The organism is Dehalococcoidia bacterium, from assembly GCA_035310145.1.
Taxonomy (GTDB): Bacteria; Chloroflexota; Dehalococcoidia; order CAUJGQ01; family CAUJGQ01; genus CALFMN01.
On record DATGEL010000099.1, the window covers coordinates 1 to 17864 of the forward strand.

12 protein-coding genes are annotated in these 17864 nt (G+C 70.5%); 3 read left to right on the top strand and 9 right to left on the bottom strand.

Translation table 11 applies throughout. From position 1 onward, the window contains the following. Positions 1 to 243: 243 nt before the first annotated feature. Complete coding sequence (locus tag VKV26_18695; protein ID HLZ71937.1) at positions 244 to 1848, bottom strand: ABC-F family ATP-binding cassette domain-containing protein; 1605 nt, start codon at positions 1846 to 1848, stop codon at positions 244 to 246. A 339-nt stretch (positions 1849 to 2187) separates the two neighbouring features. On the opposite strand from VKV26_18695, the gene VKV26_18700 reads away from it, so the two are divergent. Then, on the top strand, positions 2188 to 2919 hold the full coding sequence (locus tag VKV26_18700) for a hypothetical protein (protein HLZ71938.1): 732 nt from the start codon (positions 2188 to 2190) through the stop codon (positions 2917 to 2919). Between the two features lie 147 nt (positions 2920 to 3066). Then, a complete protein-coding gene (locus VKV26_18705; GenBank protein ID HLZ71939.1) occupies positions 3067 to 5412 on the top strand; it encodes a molybdopterin cofactor-binding domain-containing protein in 2346 nt (781 codons plus the stop codon). Between the two features lie 112 nt (positions 5413 to 5524). Here VKV26_18705 and VKV26_18710 read toward each other — a convergent pair whose 3' ends face one another. The 4 genes from VKV26_18710 to VKV26_18725 all read right to left on the bottom strand — a co-directional run bounded on the left by VKV26_18710 (position 5525) and on the right by VKV26_18725 (position 12287). Next, the gene (locus tag VKV26_18710; GenBank protein ID HLZ71940.1) at positions 5525 to 6961 is read right to left on the bottom strand and encodes an FKBP-type peptidyl-prolyl cis-trans isomerase; all 1437 of its coding nucleotides are present in this window, start codon (positions 6959 to 6961) and stop codon (positions 5525 to 5527) included. Between the two features lie 90 nt (positions 6962 to 7051). Next, on the bottom strand, positions 7052 to 7645 hold the full coding sequence (locus tag VKV26_18715; GenBank protein ID HLZ71941.1) for a hypothetical protein: 594 nt from the start codon (positions 7643 to 7645) through the stop codon (positions 7052 to 7054). Positions 7646 to 7904: 259 nt separating this feature from the next. Then, positions 7905 to 9566 (bottom strand): AMP-binding protein, encoded by a 1662-nt coding sequence (locus VKV26_18720; protein HLZ71942.1) that lies wholly within the window; start codon positions 9564 to 9566, stop codon positions 7905 to 7907. A 189-nt stretch (positions 9567 to 9755) separates the two neighbouring features. Next, the gene (locus tag VKV26_18725) at positions 9756 to 12287 is read right to left on the bottom strand and encodes a hypothetical protein (protein HLZ71943.1); all 2532 of its coding nucleotides are present in this window, start codon (positions 12285 to 12287) and stop codon (positions 9756 to 9758) included. A gap of 380 nt (positions 12288 to 12667) precedes the next feature. On the opposite strand from VKV26_18725, the gene VKV26_18730 reads away from it, so the two are divergent. Further along, on the top strand, positions 12668 to 14062 hold the full coding sequence (locus VKV26_18730) for a hypothetical protein (protein HLZ71944.1): 1395 nt from the start codon (positions 12668 to 12670) through the stop codon (positions 14060 to 14062). On the opposite strand, the gene VKV26_18735 is transcribed toward VKV26_18730, so the two are convergent. The 4 genes from VKV26_18735 to VKV26_18750 all read right to left on the bottom strand — a co-directional run bounded on the left by VKV26_18735 (position 14059) and on the right by VKV26_18750 (position 17737). Further along, complete coding sequence (locus VKV26_18735) at positions 14059 to 14727, bottom strand: ElyC/SanA/YdcF family protein (protein ID HLZ71945.1); 669 nt, start codon at positions 14725 to 14727, stop codon at positions 14059 to 14061. The two genes, VKV26_18730 and VKV26_18735, sit on opposite strands and share 4 nt — an antisense overlap. 232 nt (positions 14728 to 14959) lie before the next feature. Continuing rightward, positions 14960 to 15916 (bottom strand): aldo/keto reductase, encoded by a 957-nt coding sequence (locus VKV26_18740; GenBank protein HLZ71946.1) that lies wholly within the window; start codon positions 15914 to 15916, stop codon positions 14960 to 14962. 117 nt (positions 15917 to 16033) lie between these two features. After that, the gene (locus VKV26_18745) at positions 16034 to 16462 is read right to left on the bottom strand and encodes a hypothetical protein (GenBank protein HLZ71947.1); all 429 of its coding nucleotides are present in this window, start codon (positions 16460 to 16462) and stop codon (positions 16034 to 16036) included. Positions 16463 to 16582: 120 nt separating this feature from the next. After that, positions 16583 to 17737, bottom strand: coding sequence for a DUF4097 family beta strand repeat-containing protein (locus VKV26_18750; protein HLZ71948.1), 1155 nt, complete (start codon positions 17735 to 17737; stop codon positions 16583 to 16585). Positions 17738 to 17864: the final 127 nt, after the last annotated feature.

Sequence of the window (17864 nt, forward strand, 5' to 3'; positions counted from 1 at the left end):
GGCGGTGGTGCTGCCCAACACGGGCAGTGGCGCGGCCACGGCCGGTGGCCCGCGGGCGCTGGCCCTGCTCAGCCTGCTGCTGGGCGCGGGGCTGCTCGGCGCCTCCGGCCTCATCGCTCTCCGCAAGTCGCGCTAAGGCGACACCGGCGATTTCGGTAACGGCACGAGAAGGCGGGCGGGTGAATCAACTCGCCCGCTTTCGTTGTGCCAGGGAAGTGCGGTCGGCATCGAGGGCGAGTCGCTTCAGATCGCCTCGGGGCGGAGCGCTTCGAGCCGCCCGTCGCGCAGGTCAAGCAGCCGCCTGGCGAAGCGTTGAATGAAATGGCGATCGTGCGAGACGGCGATCACCGTGCCGCGAAACTCGGCCAGCGCCTCCTCGAAGCGCTCGCTGCTCTCGATATCGAGATGGTTCATCGGTTCATCCAGCACCAGCAGGTTGACGCCGCGCAGCACCAGCAGGCCCAGTGCCAGCCTGGCTCGCTGGCCGTAGCTCAGCCGCTCGACCGCGGTCAGCGCTTCATCGCCGCCGAAGAGAAAGCGGTGCAGGAACGCGCGCGCCGCGCCCTCGTCCAGCGGCGCCGCCTCCCGCACATGCATGAGGGCGGAGCGGCCCGCGGTCAGCCCTTCGTGCTGCTGCGAGAGATAGCCGGGCACGACGCCGGCGCCAAGCCGCGCGCTGCCGCGATCGGGCGGCTGCTGGCCGAGCAAGACGCGCAGCAGCGTCGTCTTGCCGCAGCCGTTCGGTCCGCTGATGACGACGCGCTCCCCATTGCGCAGCTCCAGCGAGAGACGGTCGAAGATCACACGTTCGGCGAAGGCCAGATCGATCTCGCGCAGCTCGGCCACGATCTCGCCGCCGCGCCGGGCCCCGGCGATCTCCGCCTTCAGCCCCCAGTGTTGCGCGGGCTTCTCCACCTTCGCTTGTGAATCGAGCGTGCGTTCCAGCTTGCGCTCGCGCACCTTCGCCGTGCGCGCCACCTTCTTGCCGATGCGGCGGTGGTAGTCGTTGGCGCTGGTGGCGTCGAAACGCGCCGCATGCGCCTTCACGCGGCGAATATCCTCGCGCACGCGCCGAATCTCGTCCTGCTGGCGCCGGTAGGCATCGAGCTGGCTCTCGCGCTCCTGCGCAACGGCGGCGAGATAGCCGCTGTAACCGCCGGCGAACCGGCGCGGCCCGCCGCCGTCTGCGGTGAGCGCATAGACCGCGGAGACAACCGCGTCGACCAGGGCGCGGTCGTGCGAGATCAGCAATACGCTGCCACGAAACTGCTGCAGCCAGCGTTGCAGCCAGGCCTGCGCCTCAAGATCGAGATGATTGCTCGGCTCATCGAGCAGCAGGAACGGGGCCGGCCGGCTGAGCAGCGCCGCCAGGCCGAGGCGGGCGCGCTCGCCGCCGCTGAGCAGATCGTACGCGCGGTCGGGCGGCAGGTGCGCCAGGCCCAGCCCGCGCAGCACCCCCTCCAGATCGGCGAAGGCGGGCCAGCCGCCCTGGGCCTCGAAGGCGTCGGCCAGCGCCAGCGCCTCGTCCGCGCCGCGCTCCTCGCGGGCAGCAAGGCGGTGGCCGAGGCGCCAGAGTCGCTCGATCGCCGGCGCGGCGGACGCGGCGTCCGCAACCTCGCCGGCGAAGGCGCCCTGCGGCAAATAGGCATCGGGCAGGCCGGCAAAGGCGCCGGAGACGGAGCCGGCATCCGGCGCCTCGATACCGGCGATCAGGCGCGCCAGCGTGCTCTTGCCGCAGCCGTTCGGGCCGATCAGCGCGACCTTCTCATGCTCGCCCACAGTCAGGCTGGCATCGGCAAGCACGCGGTGGCCGCCGTACTGCTTGCCGACGCGATCTACGCGTAACATAGCCCCTCCCCCTGCCCGGACGCGGGCAACAAAAAAGAGATCACGGCCATACGGCGTGATCTCCGGCAGATGCATTCGCGGAACGCGGGCGCTGCAGGCCCACCGGTCCAGCCAGGATGAAGCGCGCGGGCGCGGCCATGCATGGCCCGCGCGTTCGTCCCATCTGCCCCGGCTAGCCGGCCATCGCAACCTCTTCGCTGTACTGCCCTCAGCGTAGCACGCGCCCGCCGTCCTCGCCAGACCGCGTCCGGCGCCGCGCCGGCGGTTTTCTCATCGCCGGGCCGAACCGGCGGCGCCGTTCCGCTCGTGATCGGATCAGTTGACGCGACGGAGCGTGCCATGAACCCGGGCAGCATCGACGAGGGCGAGTTCAGTCGCAGCACCTTCTGTGAGCGCCGAATGACTTGCGCGGTCGCCGGCGCCGTGGCGGCGCTGGCTCTGCTGCTCAACGCCTGCACCGGCGGCAGCGCCGCGAAGCCGAGCGTCACCGGAGCCAACGCCGTCAGTCCCACGGCCACGGCCACGCTTGCCCCGCCGGCCGTCTCGCCAGAAGCGGCTGCGCCGAGCGCGGCAGGCAGTGCCGGCGTCGCCCCCGTCTTCGCCGCGCCGCGTCCGTCCGCCGCCACGCCTGCCCCGGCGACGCCGGCCGCCACGCCGGCAGCGGGCAAGCGCCGCCGACCCGTCGCGGCCGACGCCCAGCAGGTCGTGCTCGACTTCCGGCGGCGGGGCATTCCGCTGGGGCAGACGGTCAGTCTCACTGCTGCCGACGATCCGGATCAGCTCCTCGGTCAGGTGGGGGGCTATACCAGCAAAACGGTCTTCGCTGACTCACGCCTGGACGATGGCTCGGCCTCCCCTTCGGTGCAGTCGGGCGGCGCCGTCGAGTTCTTTGCCAGCCAGCGCGACGCGCAGCGCCGCTTCACGCAACTGCTGGCCGCGCAGAAGGGCGCCGGCCAACCGGAGCAGCTCTTCCACGATGGCGACGTGGTGCTCCGCCTCTCGCCCAGGCTGAAGGCCGACCAGGTGAGCGAATACGAGATCAGCGCGCGGCTGGCGCTGGCCGGGCGTTGAGCCAACTGCTCGCCGAAGCCGCAAGCCCCGATGGCCTCCACCAGATGGTAACCGTTGGCACACGGGCGGCAGGATCGCCTTGACTTCCCCCGGAGCGCCGCTCAGAATCGTGGGGCCACGTCGTATGGACAACAGGAGGCGGCGCTCATGACGAGCCAGGTCGACCTACCCAAGCTGGTTGGCGCCCGCGTGAAACGGCGCGAAGACCCGCGGCTGATCACGGGCAACGGCCAGTACACGGACGACATCCAGTTGATGCACGGCCTGCACATGGCGGTGCGCCGCAGCGAATACGGCCACGCGCGCATCACCCGCGTCGACACCTCGGCGGCGAAGGGCATGCCCGGCGTCGTCGCCGTGCTGACCGCCGACGACCTGACCGACGTGCTGGGGCCGATGCCCGCCGCGCCGGCCACGCCGGACACGAAGATCGCGCCGCGCAACGTGCTGACCAAAGACAAGGCCCGCCATGTCGGTGATCCGATCGCGGTGGTCGTGGCCGAGGATCGCTACCTGGCGCGCGACGCGGTGGACGCGATCGAGGTCGAGTTCGAAGAGCTGCCGGCCGTTGTCGATCTCGAAGCGGCGATGGCGCCCGGGGCGCCGAAGGTACACGACCAGTTCGACGACAACGTCGCCTTCTACTGGACGCTGCATACCGGCGAAGTAGACGAGGCGTTTGCCAACGCGGGCGTCGTCGTCAAGCAGCGCATGGAGAGCCAGCGTCTGCAAGGCGTGCCGCTGGAGACGCGGGCGATCCTGGCCGACTACCAGCCCGGCGAAGACCACCTGACGCTCTGGTCCTCGACGCAGGCGCCGCACCTGCTGAAACCGATCATCGGCGGCCTGCTGGGCATGCCGGAGAACCATGTGCGCGTGGTTGCGCCGGAAGTCGGCGGCGGCTTCGGCGTCAAGGCCGACCTCTATCCCGAGGAGGTGCTCTGCTGCGTGCTCTCCAGGCGGCTGGGCCAGCCGGTGAAGTACGTGGAGACGCGCTCGGAGAACTTCCAGGCGACGGTGCACGGCCGCGGCCAGCTCGGCGAGTACGAGATCGCGGCCACGCGCGACGGCAAGGTCACCGGTCTGCGCGTCAAGATCCTCGCCGACCTCGGCGCCTACCAGGGCTTCTTCGGCAACGTCGTACCCACGCTCTCCGGCCTGATGCTGACCGGCGTCTACACGATCCCGGCGGTGCACTGCGACATCTACGGCCTCTTCACCAACAAGACCTCGACCGGCGCCTACCGCGGCGCCGGCCGGCCGGAGGCGACCTACTACATCGAGCGGATGATGGACCTGCTGGCGCGCGAGCTGAACATGGACCCGGTCGAACTGCGCCGGCGCAACCTGATTCCGACCGAAGCGTTCCCGTACCAGACCGCCTGCGGCATGCTCTACGAGAGCGCGAACTACGGCCCGGCGCTGCAGAAGGCGCTGGAGCTGGTCGGCTACGACCGCGTGCGTGAGCAGCAGCGCGGCGGGCCGGAGAACGGCAAGTACGTCGGCATCGGCGTCTCGACCTGGACGGAGATCTGCGGCTTCGGCCCCTCGGCGGCACTGCCGGGCGTCGGCGGCTGGGAGATGGGCAAGGTCACGATCGAGCGCACGGGCATGATTACCGTGCACACGGGCGCCTCGCCGCACGGCCAGGGCCAGGAGACGAGCTTCGCGCAGATCGTGGCCGACGAGTTTGGCGTGCCCTTCGAGAACATTCGCGTGATTCACGGCGACACGGACAAGGTCGCGCACGGCGTCGGCACCTTCGGCAGCCGCGGCACCACCGTGGGCGGGGCCGCGATCCTGATGTCGATCAACAAGGTCAAAGAGAAGATGAAGAAGTTCGCGGCCAACATGATGGACGCGAACGAGGACGACCTCGACGTGAGCGGCGGCCGCGTCTGGGTGAAGGGCTCGCCGGAAAAGGGCGTCTCGATCGGCGAGGTAGCCGCGGCGGCCTACTTCCCCGCCGCCTTCCCACCGGACACGGAGCCGGGGCTGGAAGCGACGAGCTACTTCGAGCCGCCGAACTTCGCCTTCCCCTTCGGCGTGCACGCGGCCGTGGTCGAGGTCGACAGCGACACCGGCCAAATCGCGCTGAAGAAGTACGTGGCCGTGGACGATTGCGGCGTGGTGATCAGCCCGCTGCTGGTGGCCGGCCAGGTGCACGGCGGCGTGGCGCAGGGCGTCGGCCAGGCGTTCTACGAAGACGTGGTCTACGACGAGCACGGCCAGCTGATCAGCGGCACGCTGATGGACTACGCCCTGCCGCACGCGGAGGATTTCCCCACCTTCGAGCTGGACAAGACGGTGACGCCGAACCCGATGAACCCGCTGGGCGCCAAGGGCATCGGCGAGGCGGGCACGATCGCGGCCTCGCCCACGGTCGTCAGCGCCGTGGTCGACGCGCTCAAGCCGCTGGGCATCAAGCACATCGACATGCCGCTGAAGCCGGAGCGCGTCTGGCGCACGATCCAGGCGGCCCGGCCCTCGTGACAGGGAACGGGGAATAGGGAATAGAAGGGCATAGGGTAGGGGACGCTCCTCGTTCCTCGTCCCCTATTTCCTATTTTCTCGCTTCTATTTTCTCGTAACGGCTCTCCGCCTGCTACTGGGCGCTCAGCAGCTCGACGTCGTAGGTGAGCCGGGCGCAGGGCGGGATCACCGGTATTTGGCCGACCGCGCCATATCCCAGCGCGTAGGGCACGATGATGCGGCGCTTGCCGCCGACGTTCATGCCCGCGATGCCGAGGTCCAGGCCGTTGACCACCTGCCCGAGTCCCAGGGTGAAGCTGACCGGCTGCCCGCTCTGGCCGGGGGAGCGATCGATCACGGTGCCGTCGTCCAGGTAGCCGGTGTAGTTCACGGTCACGAGCTGGCCTGGCTGCGCCGTCGCACCGCTGCCCATGCTGATCTCCTGGTACTGCAATCCGGAAGGTGAACTCACCAGCGGCCCGGCGCCCGCCGGCAGTGCGGGCACGCCCGGCGGATAGGCAGAGGCCGGCGGGCAGGCCGAGGCCGGGAAGCTCGTGCCCGTGGGGGCCGGCGTGGCCGCGCTGCCGGCGGGCGCCGGGCTCCGGCTCGGGGTGGCGGGCGGCGGTGTAGCCGCGGCGGGGCTGCGGGTCGCTGCGGCCGGTGGCGCCGGCGTTGGCGTGGTACTGGCGGCAGCGGCCGGCGGCGCTCCCAGCGACTGCAGAGAGAACACGCCGTTGCTCCACTTGTAGACCTCGGTCGAGGTCGTGGTGGTCGTGCCGGCCGCCGGTAGCGACGGGTCGGGCGCCACGCCGGCGGCGAGCGTGACGGTGTCCGTGTCCGTGACGGTGGCCACCAGCTCGCTGATGCCGTCGCCGTCGAGATCCTTGAAGATCCAATCGACGCTCTCGTCGTGCTCCAGTGTGTAGGCCGCGTGGCTGCTGTCGATGTCCTGCAGCGCATCGACGCGCGACCAGGCCGTGGTCAACGTCAGGTCGTAGATCTGCACCACGGTCTCGGTGCGCTGCAGCGTGTCGCTGAAGGCGCCATCCGCGGTGTAGGCGACGGTGAAGACGCGGTAGCTCTGGCCGGGCGGGCTGGCGAGGGCGGTGATGTCGGTCAGGTGTTCGGCCAGCCAGATGTCGTCGCCCTGGAGCTGCACGCCTGCGTAGCCGCCCAGGGCGAGCTGCCACTGCTGCCCGTCCCACTGCAGGTAGTTGACGAGCAGCCACTCGCTGTTGTCTTCGAAGCGCGGGTAGATCGTGGCGATGAAGACGACGTAGCCGCCGGGCGCGTCGGGCATGTCGGCCCGCGCCCACTTGCGCACCGGCAGCCGCGTCGAGCCCTGCAGGTCCGCCGGCAGCACGGCGCGCACGGCGTCGTCGTTCTGAATGGGCGGCGCGGGCTGCGGCGCCGTGGTGGCCGTGGTGGCCGTGCTGCGCGGCGTGGCCGTGGCCGAAGGGCTCGCCTGGCCGCGCGTACCGCCGGGCGCAAACGCTGCCGCGGCCAGCAACAAACCGGCCGCGCTCGCCACCAACCAGGGCAGGCGTCTACCCGCCGACCAGGCGGCCATCGCGACCCTCCCCGCGCGCCGGCTCGCCTTGCAATCGCGGCGCGATCGAGCGAAGCGCTGCCGGCCCCGTGGCAGTGTAGGCAGAGATCGCTATGCCGCGCCAGCGCCCGCCGCAGAGGCTCGCTGGCGGCGGCGCTCTCGGTGGGAGCGCCGCGTTCGCTCCCGCCCGCCTTCCGGCCAGCGCAGCGCGAGCGGTTGGTCAAACGGCAACTTCTGCCAGCCGTCTGCCGCCTCGCGCAGGACGGCGCAGACGCGGCGCAGGCCAACGACATCCATCGGCACGCGCCCGATACGCACGGCCGACTGCGCCTCGTTCAACCGCCTCAGCGCCTGCTGCGCGTTCGCGTCGGCGCCCTCGGCTACGATCGCATCGAGCGCCCCGGCCACGACCTCGGCTTGCAGCAGCAGCTCAGCGTTGGCGCGCAGCAGCGTCCGTGAACGCTCCGCGGCGTGCGGGCGTTGGCGGCCCGACACGACCGTTATGCTGCCAAAGAGCACGCCGTCCGCCACGCTGCCCCAGAAGCCGCCAGTCAGCCCCAGCTCGCGTTCGATCACGAAATGCACGAGGTCGTGCGGCAACGGCAGGATGCGGCCGGCGCCGGACACGCGCAGGCACACGCCGTCATGGCGGTAGGCGATGCAGTGATACGTGCGCTCGCCGCTGCGAATGAACTCGACATCCATCGGTTGGCCCTCACCCTCACCCCCGTCCCCCTCTCCCTCTCCCAATCCTGGGAGAGGGAGAGGGGCGATCTTGGGGAGGAAGTTTCAGCGTGGGGTCGGGTTAGCAGCGCGCCGCGGGTTTCGCCTGCGGGCGCGAAGGGCGCAGGCGATGCGCCCCGATCAGTGGCCAGGCAGCCCCGCCTTCAGCCCCGCTGCCCCGCGCATAGATCTACCCTTCCCGCAGCATTGGGAGGCATTGGGAGATGAGGGCTCGATCGCCCTACACCCGGTACTCGGCCGGGTTCGTCTTCTTCGCCGCCTCGCGCTGGCGCAGCTCGATGCGCCGGATCTTGCCGCTGATCGTCTTCGGCAGCTCCGTCACGAACTCGACCTCGCGCGGGTACTTGTACGGCGCCGTCACCCGCTTGACGTGGTCCTGCAGCTCCTCGGCCAGCTTGTCGCCGGGCTGTGCGTCCTTGCCCAGCACCACGAACGCCTTGACGATTTCGCCGCGCACCGGGTCCGGCGAGGCCACGACCGCCGCCTCGACCACCGCCGGATGCTCCAGCAGGGCGCTCTCGACCTCGAAAGGGCCGATCCGGTAGCCGGCGCTGATGATCACGTCGTCCGCGCGGCCGACGAACCAGAAGTAGCCGTCGCCGTCCATGTAGGCGCGGTCGCCGGTGATGTACCAGTCGCCGCGGATGCAGTTTTTCGTGGCTTCGGCGTCGTTCCAGTACTCGCGGAAGAGGCCGACCGGGCGGTTCGGGCGGACGCGGATGGCGATGTCGCCCTCCTCGCCCGGCTCGCGCGGCGTGCCGTTCTCGTCGATCACGGCGATCTCGAAGCCGGGCGAGGGCTTGCCCATCGAGCCGGGCCGCACCTCGATCGGCGGGAAGTTGCCGACGATCAGCACCGTCTCGGTCTGGCCGTAGCCGTCGCGGATCGTCATGCCCGTGCCGGCCTGCCAGGCGTCAATCACTTCGGGGTTGAGCGGCTCGCCGGCGCCGACGCAGTGCCGCAGCGCCGAGAGGTCATACGGCTTCAGGTCTTCGAGCACCAGCAGGCGGTAGGCCGTGGGCGGGGCGCAGAAGGTCGTGACGCCGTAGTCCTGCAGCGTCTTCAGCGTGAGCACGGGGTCGAAGCGGCCGGGCACGTCCTGGATGAACAGCGCCGCCCCCTGGCTCCAGGGGCCGAACAAGCAGCCCCAGGCCGCCTTCGCCCAGCCCGTGTCGGAGAGCGTCCAGTGCAGGTCGCTCGGCTTCAGGTCGAGCCAGTACTTGCCGGTGATCTGGTGGCCGATGCCGTAGCTGGCGTGCGTGTGCAGCACCATCTTGGGATAGCCCGTCGTGCCGGAGGTGAAGTAGAGCAGCAGCTCGTCGTCGGCACGGGTACGCTCGGCTTCGACGTGGCGCGGCTGCTCAGCCACGGCCGTCTCGTAGCGTACGCAGCCGTCGACGTCGCCGCCGATCACGAAGATCGTCTGCAACTGCGGGCACTCGCCGCGCACGGTGACCAGCTTCCGCGCGTTCTCCACGTCCACGATCGCCGCCTTCGCCTGCGACAGCTCCAGCCGGTACTTCATGTCGCGCGCCGTGAGCTGGGTCGTGCCCGGCGCGGCCACGGCGCCGAGCTTCATCAGGCCGAGCAGCGCCTCCCACCATTCGGGCACCCGCGAGGCGACGACCAGCACGCGGTCGCCCTTGCCGATGCCGTGCTGCCTGAACACCCGCGCCGCGCGGTTGCTGCCCCAGGCGAAGTCGCGGAAGGTGAGCGTGCGCGAGCGGTTCTCCGTTCCCACCCAGACCATGCCGACGCGGTTTGGGTCTTCCGCCCAGCGGTCGATCACGTCGACGGCGAAGTTGAAGAATTCGGGCACGTCGAGCGCGAAGCTCCGCCGTTCGCGCTCGTAGTCGGTCATGTTCGCGGCTGTGGCCACCATCGTTCCGCCCCCGTCTGGTGCTCTCGAGTTGCCAGCCCCATCTTACTGCGAGCGGACACGGGGAGGGCGAGGAACGCGGGACGCAGCTGATGATCGCGGCTGCCGCCGGCTGAGAACGACGCTCGTACGCAACGGGGAGGCGCCGCGGCGGCGCCTCCCCGTTGGATCGTGGTTGGCGGTGGCGCATGTCTACCGAGTGATCTGCAGCGTCACCGTCGTCGAGTGGGAGAGGCTCCCGCTCGTGCCGGTGATCGTCAGCGTGAAGTTGCCGCGGCGATTGCCGGTGTTCACCGTCAGGGTCGAGCCGGCGGAGCCGCCGGCCGGCGGCGTGACGCTCGCCGGGCTGAAGCTGGCCGTTGCGCCGGCCGGCAGACCGCTGACCGCGAGCGCCACCGACCCTGAGAAGCCGTTGGTTGAACCGATGGTCACGGTGTACGTGCCGCTCGAATTGCGTGAGACGCTGAGCGACCCCGGGCTGGCGCTGATACTGAAGTCTGGCACCTTCACCACCAGCGTCACCGTCGTCGAGTGAGAAAGGCTCCCGCTCGTGCCGGTGATCGTCAGCGTGTAGCTGCCCGGCGGCGTGCTAGAGGTGGTCGACTCGGTCAGCGTCGCGCTGCCGCCGGCCGCGATCGGATTCACGCTGAAACCGGCGCTCGCGCCCGCGGGCTGACCGCTGACGCTGAGGGTCACCTGCCCCGAGAAGCCGTTCAGGCTGGTGGTGGCGACCGTGTACGTTGTGCCGGCGCCGACGTTCACGCTCTGCGAGCTCGGGCTCGCGCTGATGCCGAAGTCGGGCTGGCTCGCCGGATTCACAACAAGGGTCACGCCGGTGGAGTGCGTTGTATGCCCGGCGTCTGTGCCCGTGCCGGTGATCGTCAGCGGGTAGCTGCCGGCCGGCGTGCTTGCGCTGGTCGTCACGCTCAGGGTCGAACTGCCGCTGGGTGTGACGGCGGCGGGATTGAAGCTGCCGTTCGCGCCGGCGGGCAGGCCGCTGATGCTGAGGTTCACGGCCGAGGCGTAGCCGTTCAAACTGGTGAGCGTTGCGGTGTACGTCGTGCCGCCGCCGGCGGTCACCGTTTGCGAGGCGGGGCTTGCCGCGATTGTGTAGTCCGGCGTGGGGGTGGTGGAGCAACTGGGGAAGCGGAAGCTGCCGACCCAGGTGCCCCAGGTTTGGCCGGACTGCGCATACTCTTCCAGGTGCCAGACGGTGCAGCCGTCGGGGTCAACCACTTCGCCGGCATAGTCGCCGTAGCGCGTGCCATCGAGGTTGACCTCGCCGGCCTTGAGCACGTTCTCCGGCAGCTCAAGGGCGCCGGGCGCGTCGCTCGGCAGCCGGCCGGTATAGTCGACGCCGGCAAAGACGCTGGCCGAGGAGTGGGCGAAGCCGATCGAAAGATCGCCGCTGATGTCGACGCTGAGCGCGGGGTACATGCGGTCTTCACCGTCACTGCCGAGCGTGCCCTGCTGGATCAGCGTCGGCGCGCCGTCGAGGTTGCCGAGCTGATACCACTGCACGCAGGCCACCGTGCCCGCGCCGGGGTTGCAGCCGACGGTGTGGGCGCTGTACACGGCGCCCTGCGAGATCTGCGCCGAAAGCGAGCGCACGTCGTTGGTAACGATCGTTGCGGCGTTGGCGCCGGCGGGCTGTACCGCGTCCGGCGGCTGCACATAGCTGTCGACGCTGACCCCGCCCTGCAGCGTCAGCGAGCCGCCTCCGAGCGCGTTGGCCCACTTCCAGACGCTGACCGTGGAGCAGGGGCAGGTGCCGTTGTCCGCGCCGACGAAGTACATTACACCCGCGGCCGTCACGTTGCGCGTGGGGAAGACGGTGTCAGCGGGCATGCCGGAGGCGGTGTTGCCCACGGCGGCCTCTTTGAACGCGGCCGTCTGGCCGGCGTAGAGCACGCTCTTGTTGAAGGCGTAGATGTAGGCGCCGGTGAAGCTCTGGCTGGCGTTGAACTCGTTGCCGCTCACATAGATTGCGTCGGAGCCGATGGCGATGTGGGGGAAGTCGAAGAGCTGGTCCGTCTCCTGCACGGGAATCGCGTAGATGTTCCAGACGCCGGTCGGGTCAGCAGTCTGCGTCACGGCGATGCAGATGCGCGAGCCGTTGGTCAAGGCGTTGATGCTGAGGATCTCCATGACGAAGCGGTTGGCCGCGGCATCGTAATCGCTGGAAGGATCGCTGTCGAAGTTGAAGAAGCCGTCCGACGGGCAGCCGCTGTTCTGGGCGAAGAACGTCTGCAGATCGGCGGGACCGAGCAGCAGCGCGCCACTCTTGTTCCAGATCTTGACCGCGGTATTGACCACGCCGATCACGTGGTTCGGGCCGGCGGCAATGTTGCCGTCGGGCGGCAGGCAGCCGCAGGACGACTCGGCCGCGCTGATGCCGTTGAAGCCGATCCCCTGCGTCTGCGCTGCCGTCGTGATCACGCCGCTGCCCGGCTGCTGAATGTTGCCGCCCCGTGCCAGGCCTTGCGCGATCTGCTTGCCGCGCGCGAGCTGGTCCTTGCCGCCGGGATGCAGGAACGGCCGGGAGGGGTGGCCGTGCTGGCCCACGCCGAGCGCGGTTTGCAGGCGGCCGCTGACGGGCGCGGCGACCGCCGGGCCGGTCTGGCCGGGCGCCTGGGCGTTGGCGCCGCCGGCGTGCGCCAGGCCGAGGCCGGCGCAGAGCAACAGGACGGCAAGGGCGATCAAGCGGCGGGTTGGCGGGATCATGGTCACGGTCCTCTCATGCAGCCGCCGCCCGCCTGCGGACGGCGATCGACGCGGCGCGCCTCTGGCCTCCATGCATCATGCCTACAGCGTGCGCTGGTCACGGCAGCGGGCGTTCGCGCAACCCTGCCGCGGCGTCGCGACACGGCGCGCGGCTGCCAAACGGTTTCCCCCGTACCAGAGCAAACGCGACGCCCGATCAGTTGTTACACCTCCGATACGAAACTGTCGAGGTTTCGCCGCCGCGCGTGGCATATACCGCGAAACAAGTGGCAATCTCGTTCGTTATACGGAGTGAACGGCCCTGCCCGCCCTGGGGCCGCGCGCCCCGCGTCTGGCGCGAAGGCACACGCGGCGACGCTTCCTGCCGCGGGAGGTGGCGGATGTCTCGGCTACGATTCGCGACCCTGTTGGTGCTCGTGGGCCTGGCGGCGCTCGGGGGCGTCGGACTCGCGCGGCGGCGGCCCGCCGCCGCCGCGATCAGTACCGCCAGCAGCCAGTGTGCGCCCCTGGATGCCAATACGGTCATGTGCTCACTCTCGCTCGACGGCTCGCTGCAGGCCGGTGAGACGGTCACCGTCGCGATTTCGACCGGAGCACTGAGCCAGGCGAGCTACAGCAGCGGCTGCCAGCCCAGCGGCGCCCTGAACCCGCCGGCGATCGCCGCGGGCGGCGGCTCCTTCAGCTTCACCGCGCCGGACGGCGCCTGCGCGGGGCCGATCGCCTTCAGCGAGACCGTCTCCGGCCTGACCGCGCCAGGCACCCTGGTACAGAGCGTGACCGACTCCGGCGCCGCCGGTCTGGTGGTCAACACCGCCGTCTTCCTGGTCAGCTTCAGCGGCAGCAAGACGTGCACCGCGGGCGCAACGGCCGGCGCCTTCGCCTGCCAGCTCACTGTGAACGCCAGCTCCACCATGGCGGGCACGATGCTCAGCGTGTCGCTCTCCGACGGCACGTTCACGAGTGTCACCTACATGAGCGGCTGCGCTACCACGCCCGCCATCACCGTCAGCCCGACGAGCTTCGACCTCACGACGCCCGGCGGCGGCTGCGGCGGCAGCGGCGGCCTGGTTCTCAACGAGACCGTCGCGGGCGTAAGCGGCAGCAGTCTGACGCAAACGCTGAGCGCCAGCGGCACGTTCAGCGGCTTGGGCAGCTTCACGGCGCAACTGCCGGCGCAGCAGCAGGGCGGGGCGCTGACACTGAGCGGTTCGAAGACCTGCGCCGCCGCCAACGCGGACGACGGCAATGGCGGCGGCGATGACAACGGCGACGACCGCGCCTACGCCGATGATGGCAGCCAGGCGGCGATGGTGAGCTGCACGCTGACGCTGCAGCCGTCGGCGCCGCTGGCCGCGGGCGCGACGGTGACGGTAACCATCTCCGGCAACGCCGGCTTCGCTTCAGCGACGTACACGAGCGGCTGCGCCAGCGCGCCGTCGCCCACGGTCGGCAACGGCAGCTTCAGCTTCGCCGTGCCGGCGGGCGGCTGCGCCGGGCCGCTGGTGTTCGCGGAATCGCTCAACGTGACCGGCTCAGGCGGCGCCCTGGCGCAGGCGGTGACGATCGCGGGCGCCAGCAGCGGCTCGGCCACGATTCAGGCGACGAACAGCGATGGCAGCGCCTTCACCCTGCCGAGCAGCCAGGCGGGCAACGGCAACGACAATGGTGAGGACAACGGCAACGCGAACGGCCAAAACCACTCCGTGCCCGCCTGCCAGAACAGCCGCGGCCGCGCCCCGCAGCGCAACCCGCACTGCCAGGGCGGGAGTGACTAGGGCCAACTCGGGCCCCGCTTCACCAGCAGCTCCCACCAGGCGGCGTCCAGGGAGACCAGCTCGCGTGCGCGCAGGGCCGCGTCGCCGCCGTAGGGTGTTCGAGCCAGCGAGAAGCCGACCGTGTGGATTCCCAGCCGCTCGCAGGTGTAGATCGCGCGCGGCAGGTGATAGGACTGGCTCACCGCTACCGCGCGCCGGACACCGAACAGGTCGTGCGCCCGGCGGCAGCTCGCGTAGGTGTGCACGCCGCCGGCGTCCAGCACGATCGCGCTGGCCGGTACGCCTTCGGCCACGGCCTGCTTCGCCATCGCCGCCGGCTCGTCGTGGCCGGGGGTGCTTCCATCGCCGGACATCAGCACCTGCTTCACCTTGCCGTCGAGGTAGAGCAACGCGGCGGCGTGGATGCGATCCGAGAGCAGGGCCGACGGTGTGCCATCAGGCTTCAGCCCGGCGCCGAACACGATCGCCGTCTGCTGCGGCGGCACCTTCCGCGGCTCGTCATAGCGCACGCCGGCGCTGTGCCAGACAAGCCAGAGCGGCGGGCCAACCAGCAGGAGCAGCGCCGCCATGCCCGCGAGCGCCACCAACGCCAGCAGGCGCGGCAGCGTCACCAGCGGGCGGGCGCCGCGCGTGCTGCGCGGCGGCGCGGCGGCCCGACCGTGCACGATGGAGGAGTGTCCGCTCACCCGCTGAGTGTAGTCGGCGGGCGCGATCGTGCAAAGTCGGGCGGCGTTCGGCCCTCATCCCCGCGTATCTCCTTCCCCAAATCCTGGGGGAAGGAGACGATCCCCGGTAGTGCGTTCCGTGGCGGGTGTGGTTAACCCGGCACCGCCTGAGCCGTGCTAAGCGCGGTCGCCCCTCGCCCAGAATTGGCAGAGGGGACGGGGGTGAGGGCGATCAGCCCTTCGCCGCCACTTCGCTGCCGACGAGGCGCAGGTGCTGGACGGCAGCCAGCAGCCGCGGCGCGGGCAGCGGCAGATCGGAGGCCGCAAGGTTCTCGTCGAGCTGTTGCGACAGGCGAGCGCCGGGGATGGTGACCGCTACCTCTTCCTGCGCCAGCACCCAGCCGAGCGCGGCCTGTGCCGCGCTGCGTTCGTTCTCATTCGCCAGCTCGCGGAAACGGCGGGCGAAGGCAAGCGCGGCCGCAAGCCGTGCGGCGGGCCAGGCCGCGCGCGGGTCGCCGGGCGCAAACCGATGCCCGGGCCGATAGTCTCTGGCCAGCACGCCGCCGAGCAAGGGCGCCCGCGCGATCACGCCGATGCCCGCCGCCCGCGCCCGCGGCAACAGCGGCAGCAACTCCGCGTCGAAGGCGTTGAGCGGCAGTTGCAGGGTGGCCACCGGCGCGCTGGCCGGTGCCGCCAGCGCGGCCCGGGCGGCCTCGGCGGCCTGGACGGCGACGCCGACATGGCGGATCACGCCGTCGGCCTGCAGGCGCGCCAGCTCCTCCCAGAGCACGGGCTCGGCCAGGTCCGTGGGTGTCGGATGGTGCAACTGGTAGAGGTCGATCGTCCCGCAGCACAGCCGCTCACGGCTCGCCTCGGCGGCGCGCCGCAGGTGTTTCGGGCTGAAGTCGCGGCTCAGTACGCCGCCCTGCGACACCAGCCCGCCCTTGGTAGCAATGAAGGCGTGCTCGCGACGGCCCTCGATCGCCCGGCCGATCAGGCGTTCACTGCGGCCGTCGCCGTACACGTCGGCGGTGTCGATGAAGTTCGCGCCGCGGGTGATGGCCGAACGGATCAGTTCAACGGCCGTGTCGTCGTCGGGCGCAAGCCCGTCCGGCCCGCCCAGCGTCCAACCGCCGAAACCGATTTCGCCGACGAGGGAACCCGTGTCGCCGAGCTTGCGGTAGTACATCTGCGCCTTCCGTGAACAGGTATTCGGCACAGGGGAGGGGGAGAAGCGGGGCCGGGGTCTTGTACGGTTGTCACCGGCACACCCGGCCGGCGGCGCGGCCGATCGCCCGATCCGCGCCTACTCCACGATGATCTCGATGCGCTGGCCCTTGCCGGCATCGGTCACGTCGTAGATCGCGCCGCGCCGGCCGCTGCGCAGCGCGTCGAGCAGATCGTCCATGCGCGGCGGCAGACCGGTCCGGCCGAAGGGGAAGTTGCCGGGCGCAAAGCGCAGGCCGGAGTTGACCATACCGTAGGGAATCGAGACGTTGGCCCACATGCGCCCGGTTTTGGTGTCGGTGACGCGCACGCGGAACCAGCGCGGCTGGCCGCGGCGGCCACCGTCGAAGCGCTCACGCTCGTCGCGCCGATCGCGCCGGCCGGCACGCTCGCGCCCGTCGCTCTCGTCGCCCTCGTCGCCGAGGGCACGCAGCAGCTCGGCGGCCTCGGCCGCGGTGATCTTGCCCTGCTCGAGCAACTCGAGCACGCGCAGGCGTTCCTGGTTCATCGTGAATCCTGCGAATCCGCCGGGGCCGGCGTCGTTCCGGCCTCCTGGCTTGCACCGGCGTGCGCCGAGCGGTGGCTGCGCACGCCACTTCGCCGGCGCCCGCCCACCGTGCCCGCATCGCTATTGCCCGCCGCCGCGCAGGGCGCTGAGCAGGGCGGCCGCTTCGCCGGGCGTGATCTCGTGCCGCTCCACCATGTCGAGGATGCGCATCGTCTCTTCCTGCGACGGGCCCGGTGCGGGCCGCGAGGCCGTGGCCGTGCCCGCCGGCGCCGCTCCGGCCGTGTTCTCGGGACCGGCGCTCGGTCCACCCACGCCCGTCTCCGCGCTCGACGCCGCATGGGAGTCCGCACGAGACTCCGATGCAATGCGGGCATCGGTGACCGAGACGTGATGCAGCGGCGTGGCCGGCGCCTCTTCGAGGCGGATGCGCACGGAGCCGAGCTCGCTGCTGACCTTCAAGTGGGCCGGCGCGTCTTCCGGACCCGGGCCGGCGCGGTTGTCGACGGAACCCAGCGAGACGTGGGTTTCGATGCGCACCGGCGCGTCGGGCGCCAGGCCCAGGCGCACGCTGCCCAGGCTCGTCTCCACGACATGGTTGCCCGAGAGCAACCGCAGGCCGTAGACGCGCAGGCTGCCGGCGCTGGCGCGCAGGCTGCTGTCGCCGGTCAGGCGGACGTCGGTTGCGTGAACAGCGCCCGCGTCGGTGCGCGCGTCCAGCGTGCCGGCGATGCGCTCCAGCTCGACTTTGCCGGCGCTGGAGGCGATGCGCATGCGTCCGTTGCAGTCGCTGACGCGCAGTTTGCCCGCGTCCGTGCGCAGGTCAAACTCGGAGTCGTGCAGATCGGCGACGCTCATGCGGCCGGCTTCGACGCGGGCCTGCAGCCGGATGCCCTGCGGCACGAACACTTCGAGTTGCAAGCCATTTTCGCGCACGCGCCAGGGGCGGAAGTCCACCGTCTGCCAGCTATGGCGTGGATGCACATCCACGGTGATGGCGCCGTCCTCGCCGCTGCCGATCTCGACCTGCTCTTCGTTGGCACGGCGTCCGCGCAGCACCAGACGGGCGCGTTCGCCGGGCGCCACGGGTCGCACCGAGACGCTGATCATGCCGGCGTTCAGGCGCAGCGCCGGCGCCTCGCCGAACACCAGCTCACGTTCAATCGTTTCCACAGGCTCATCCTCATCGTCCGCCAGGTTCCAGCCGAAGCGGCCGGGACGGTCCAGCCGCTCCAACCGCCGGCCGAGCCGTTCGAGAAACTCTCCCAGGTCGTTCATTTCAGATCTCCGATGGTTATAGGGGGCGCGCCCCTCTCACCCCCAAAAATGGTGACTGCGTGTGGATTTCACTGGTGGCCTTCACGGTCACCCCGGTATCTCCGATGGTCATAGGGGGCACGTCCAC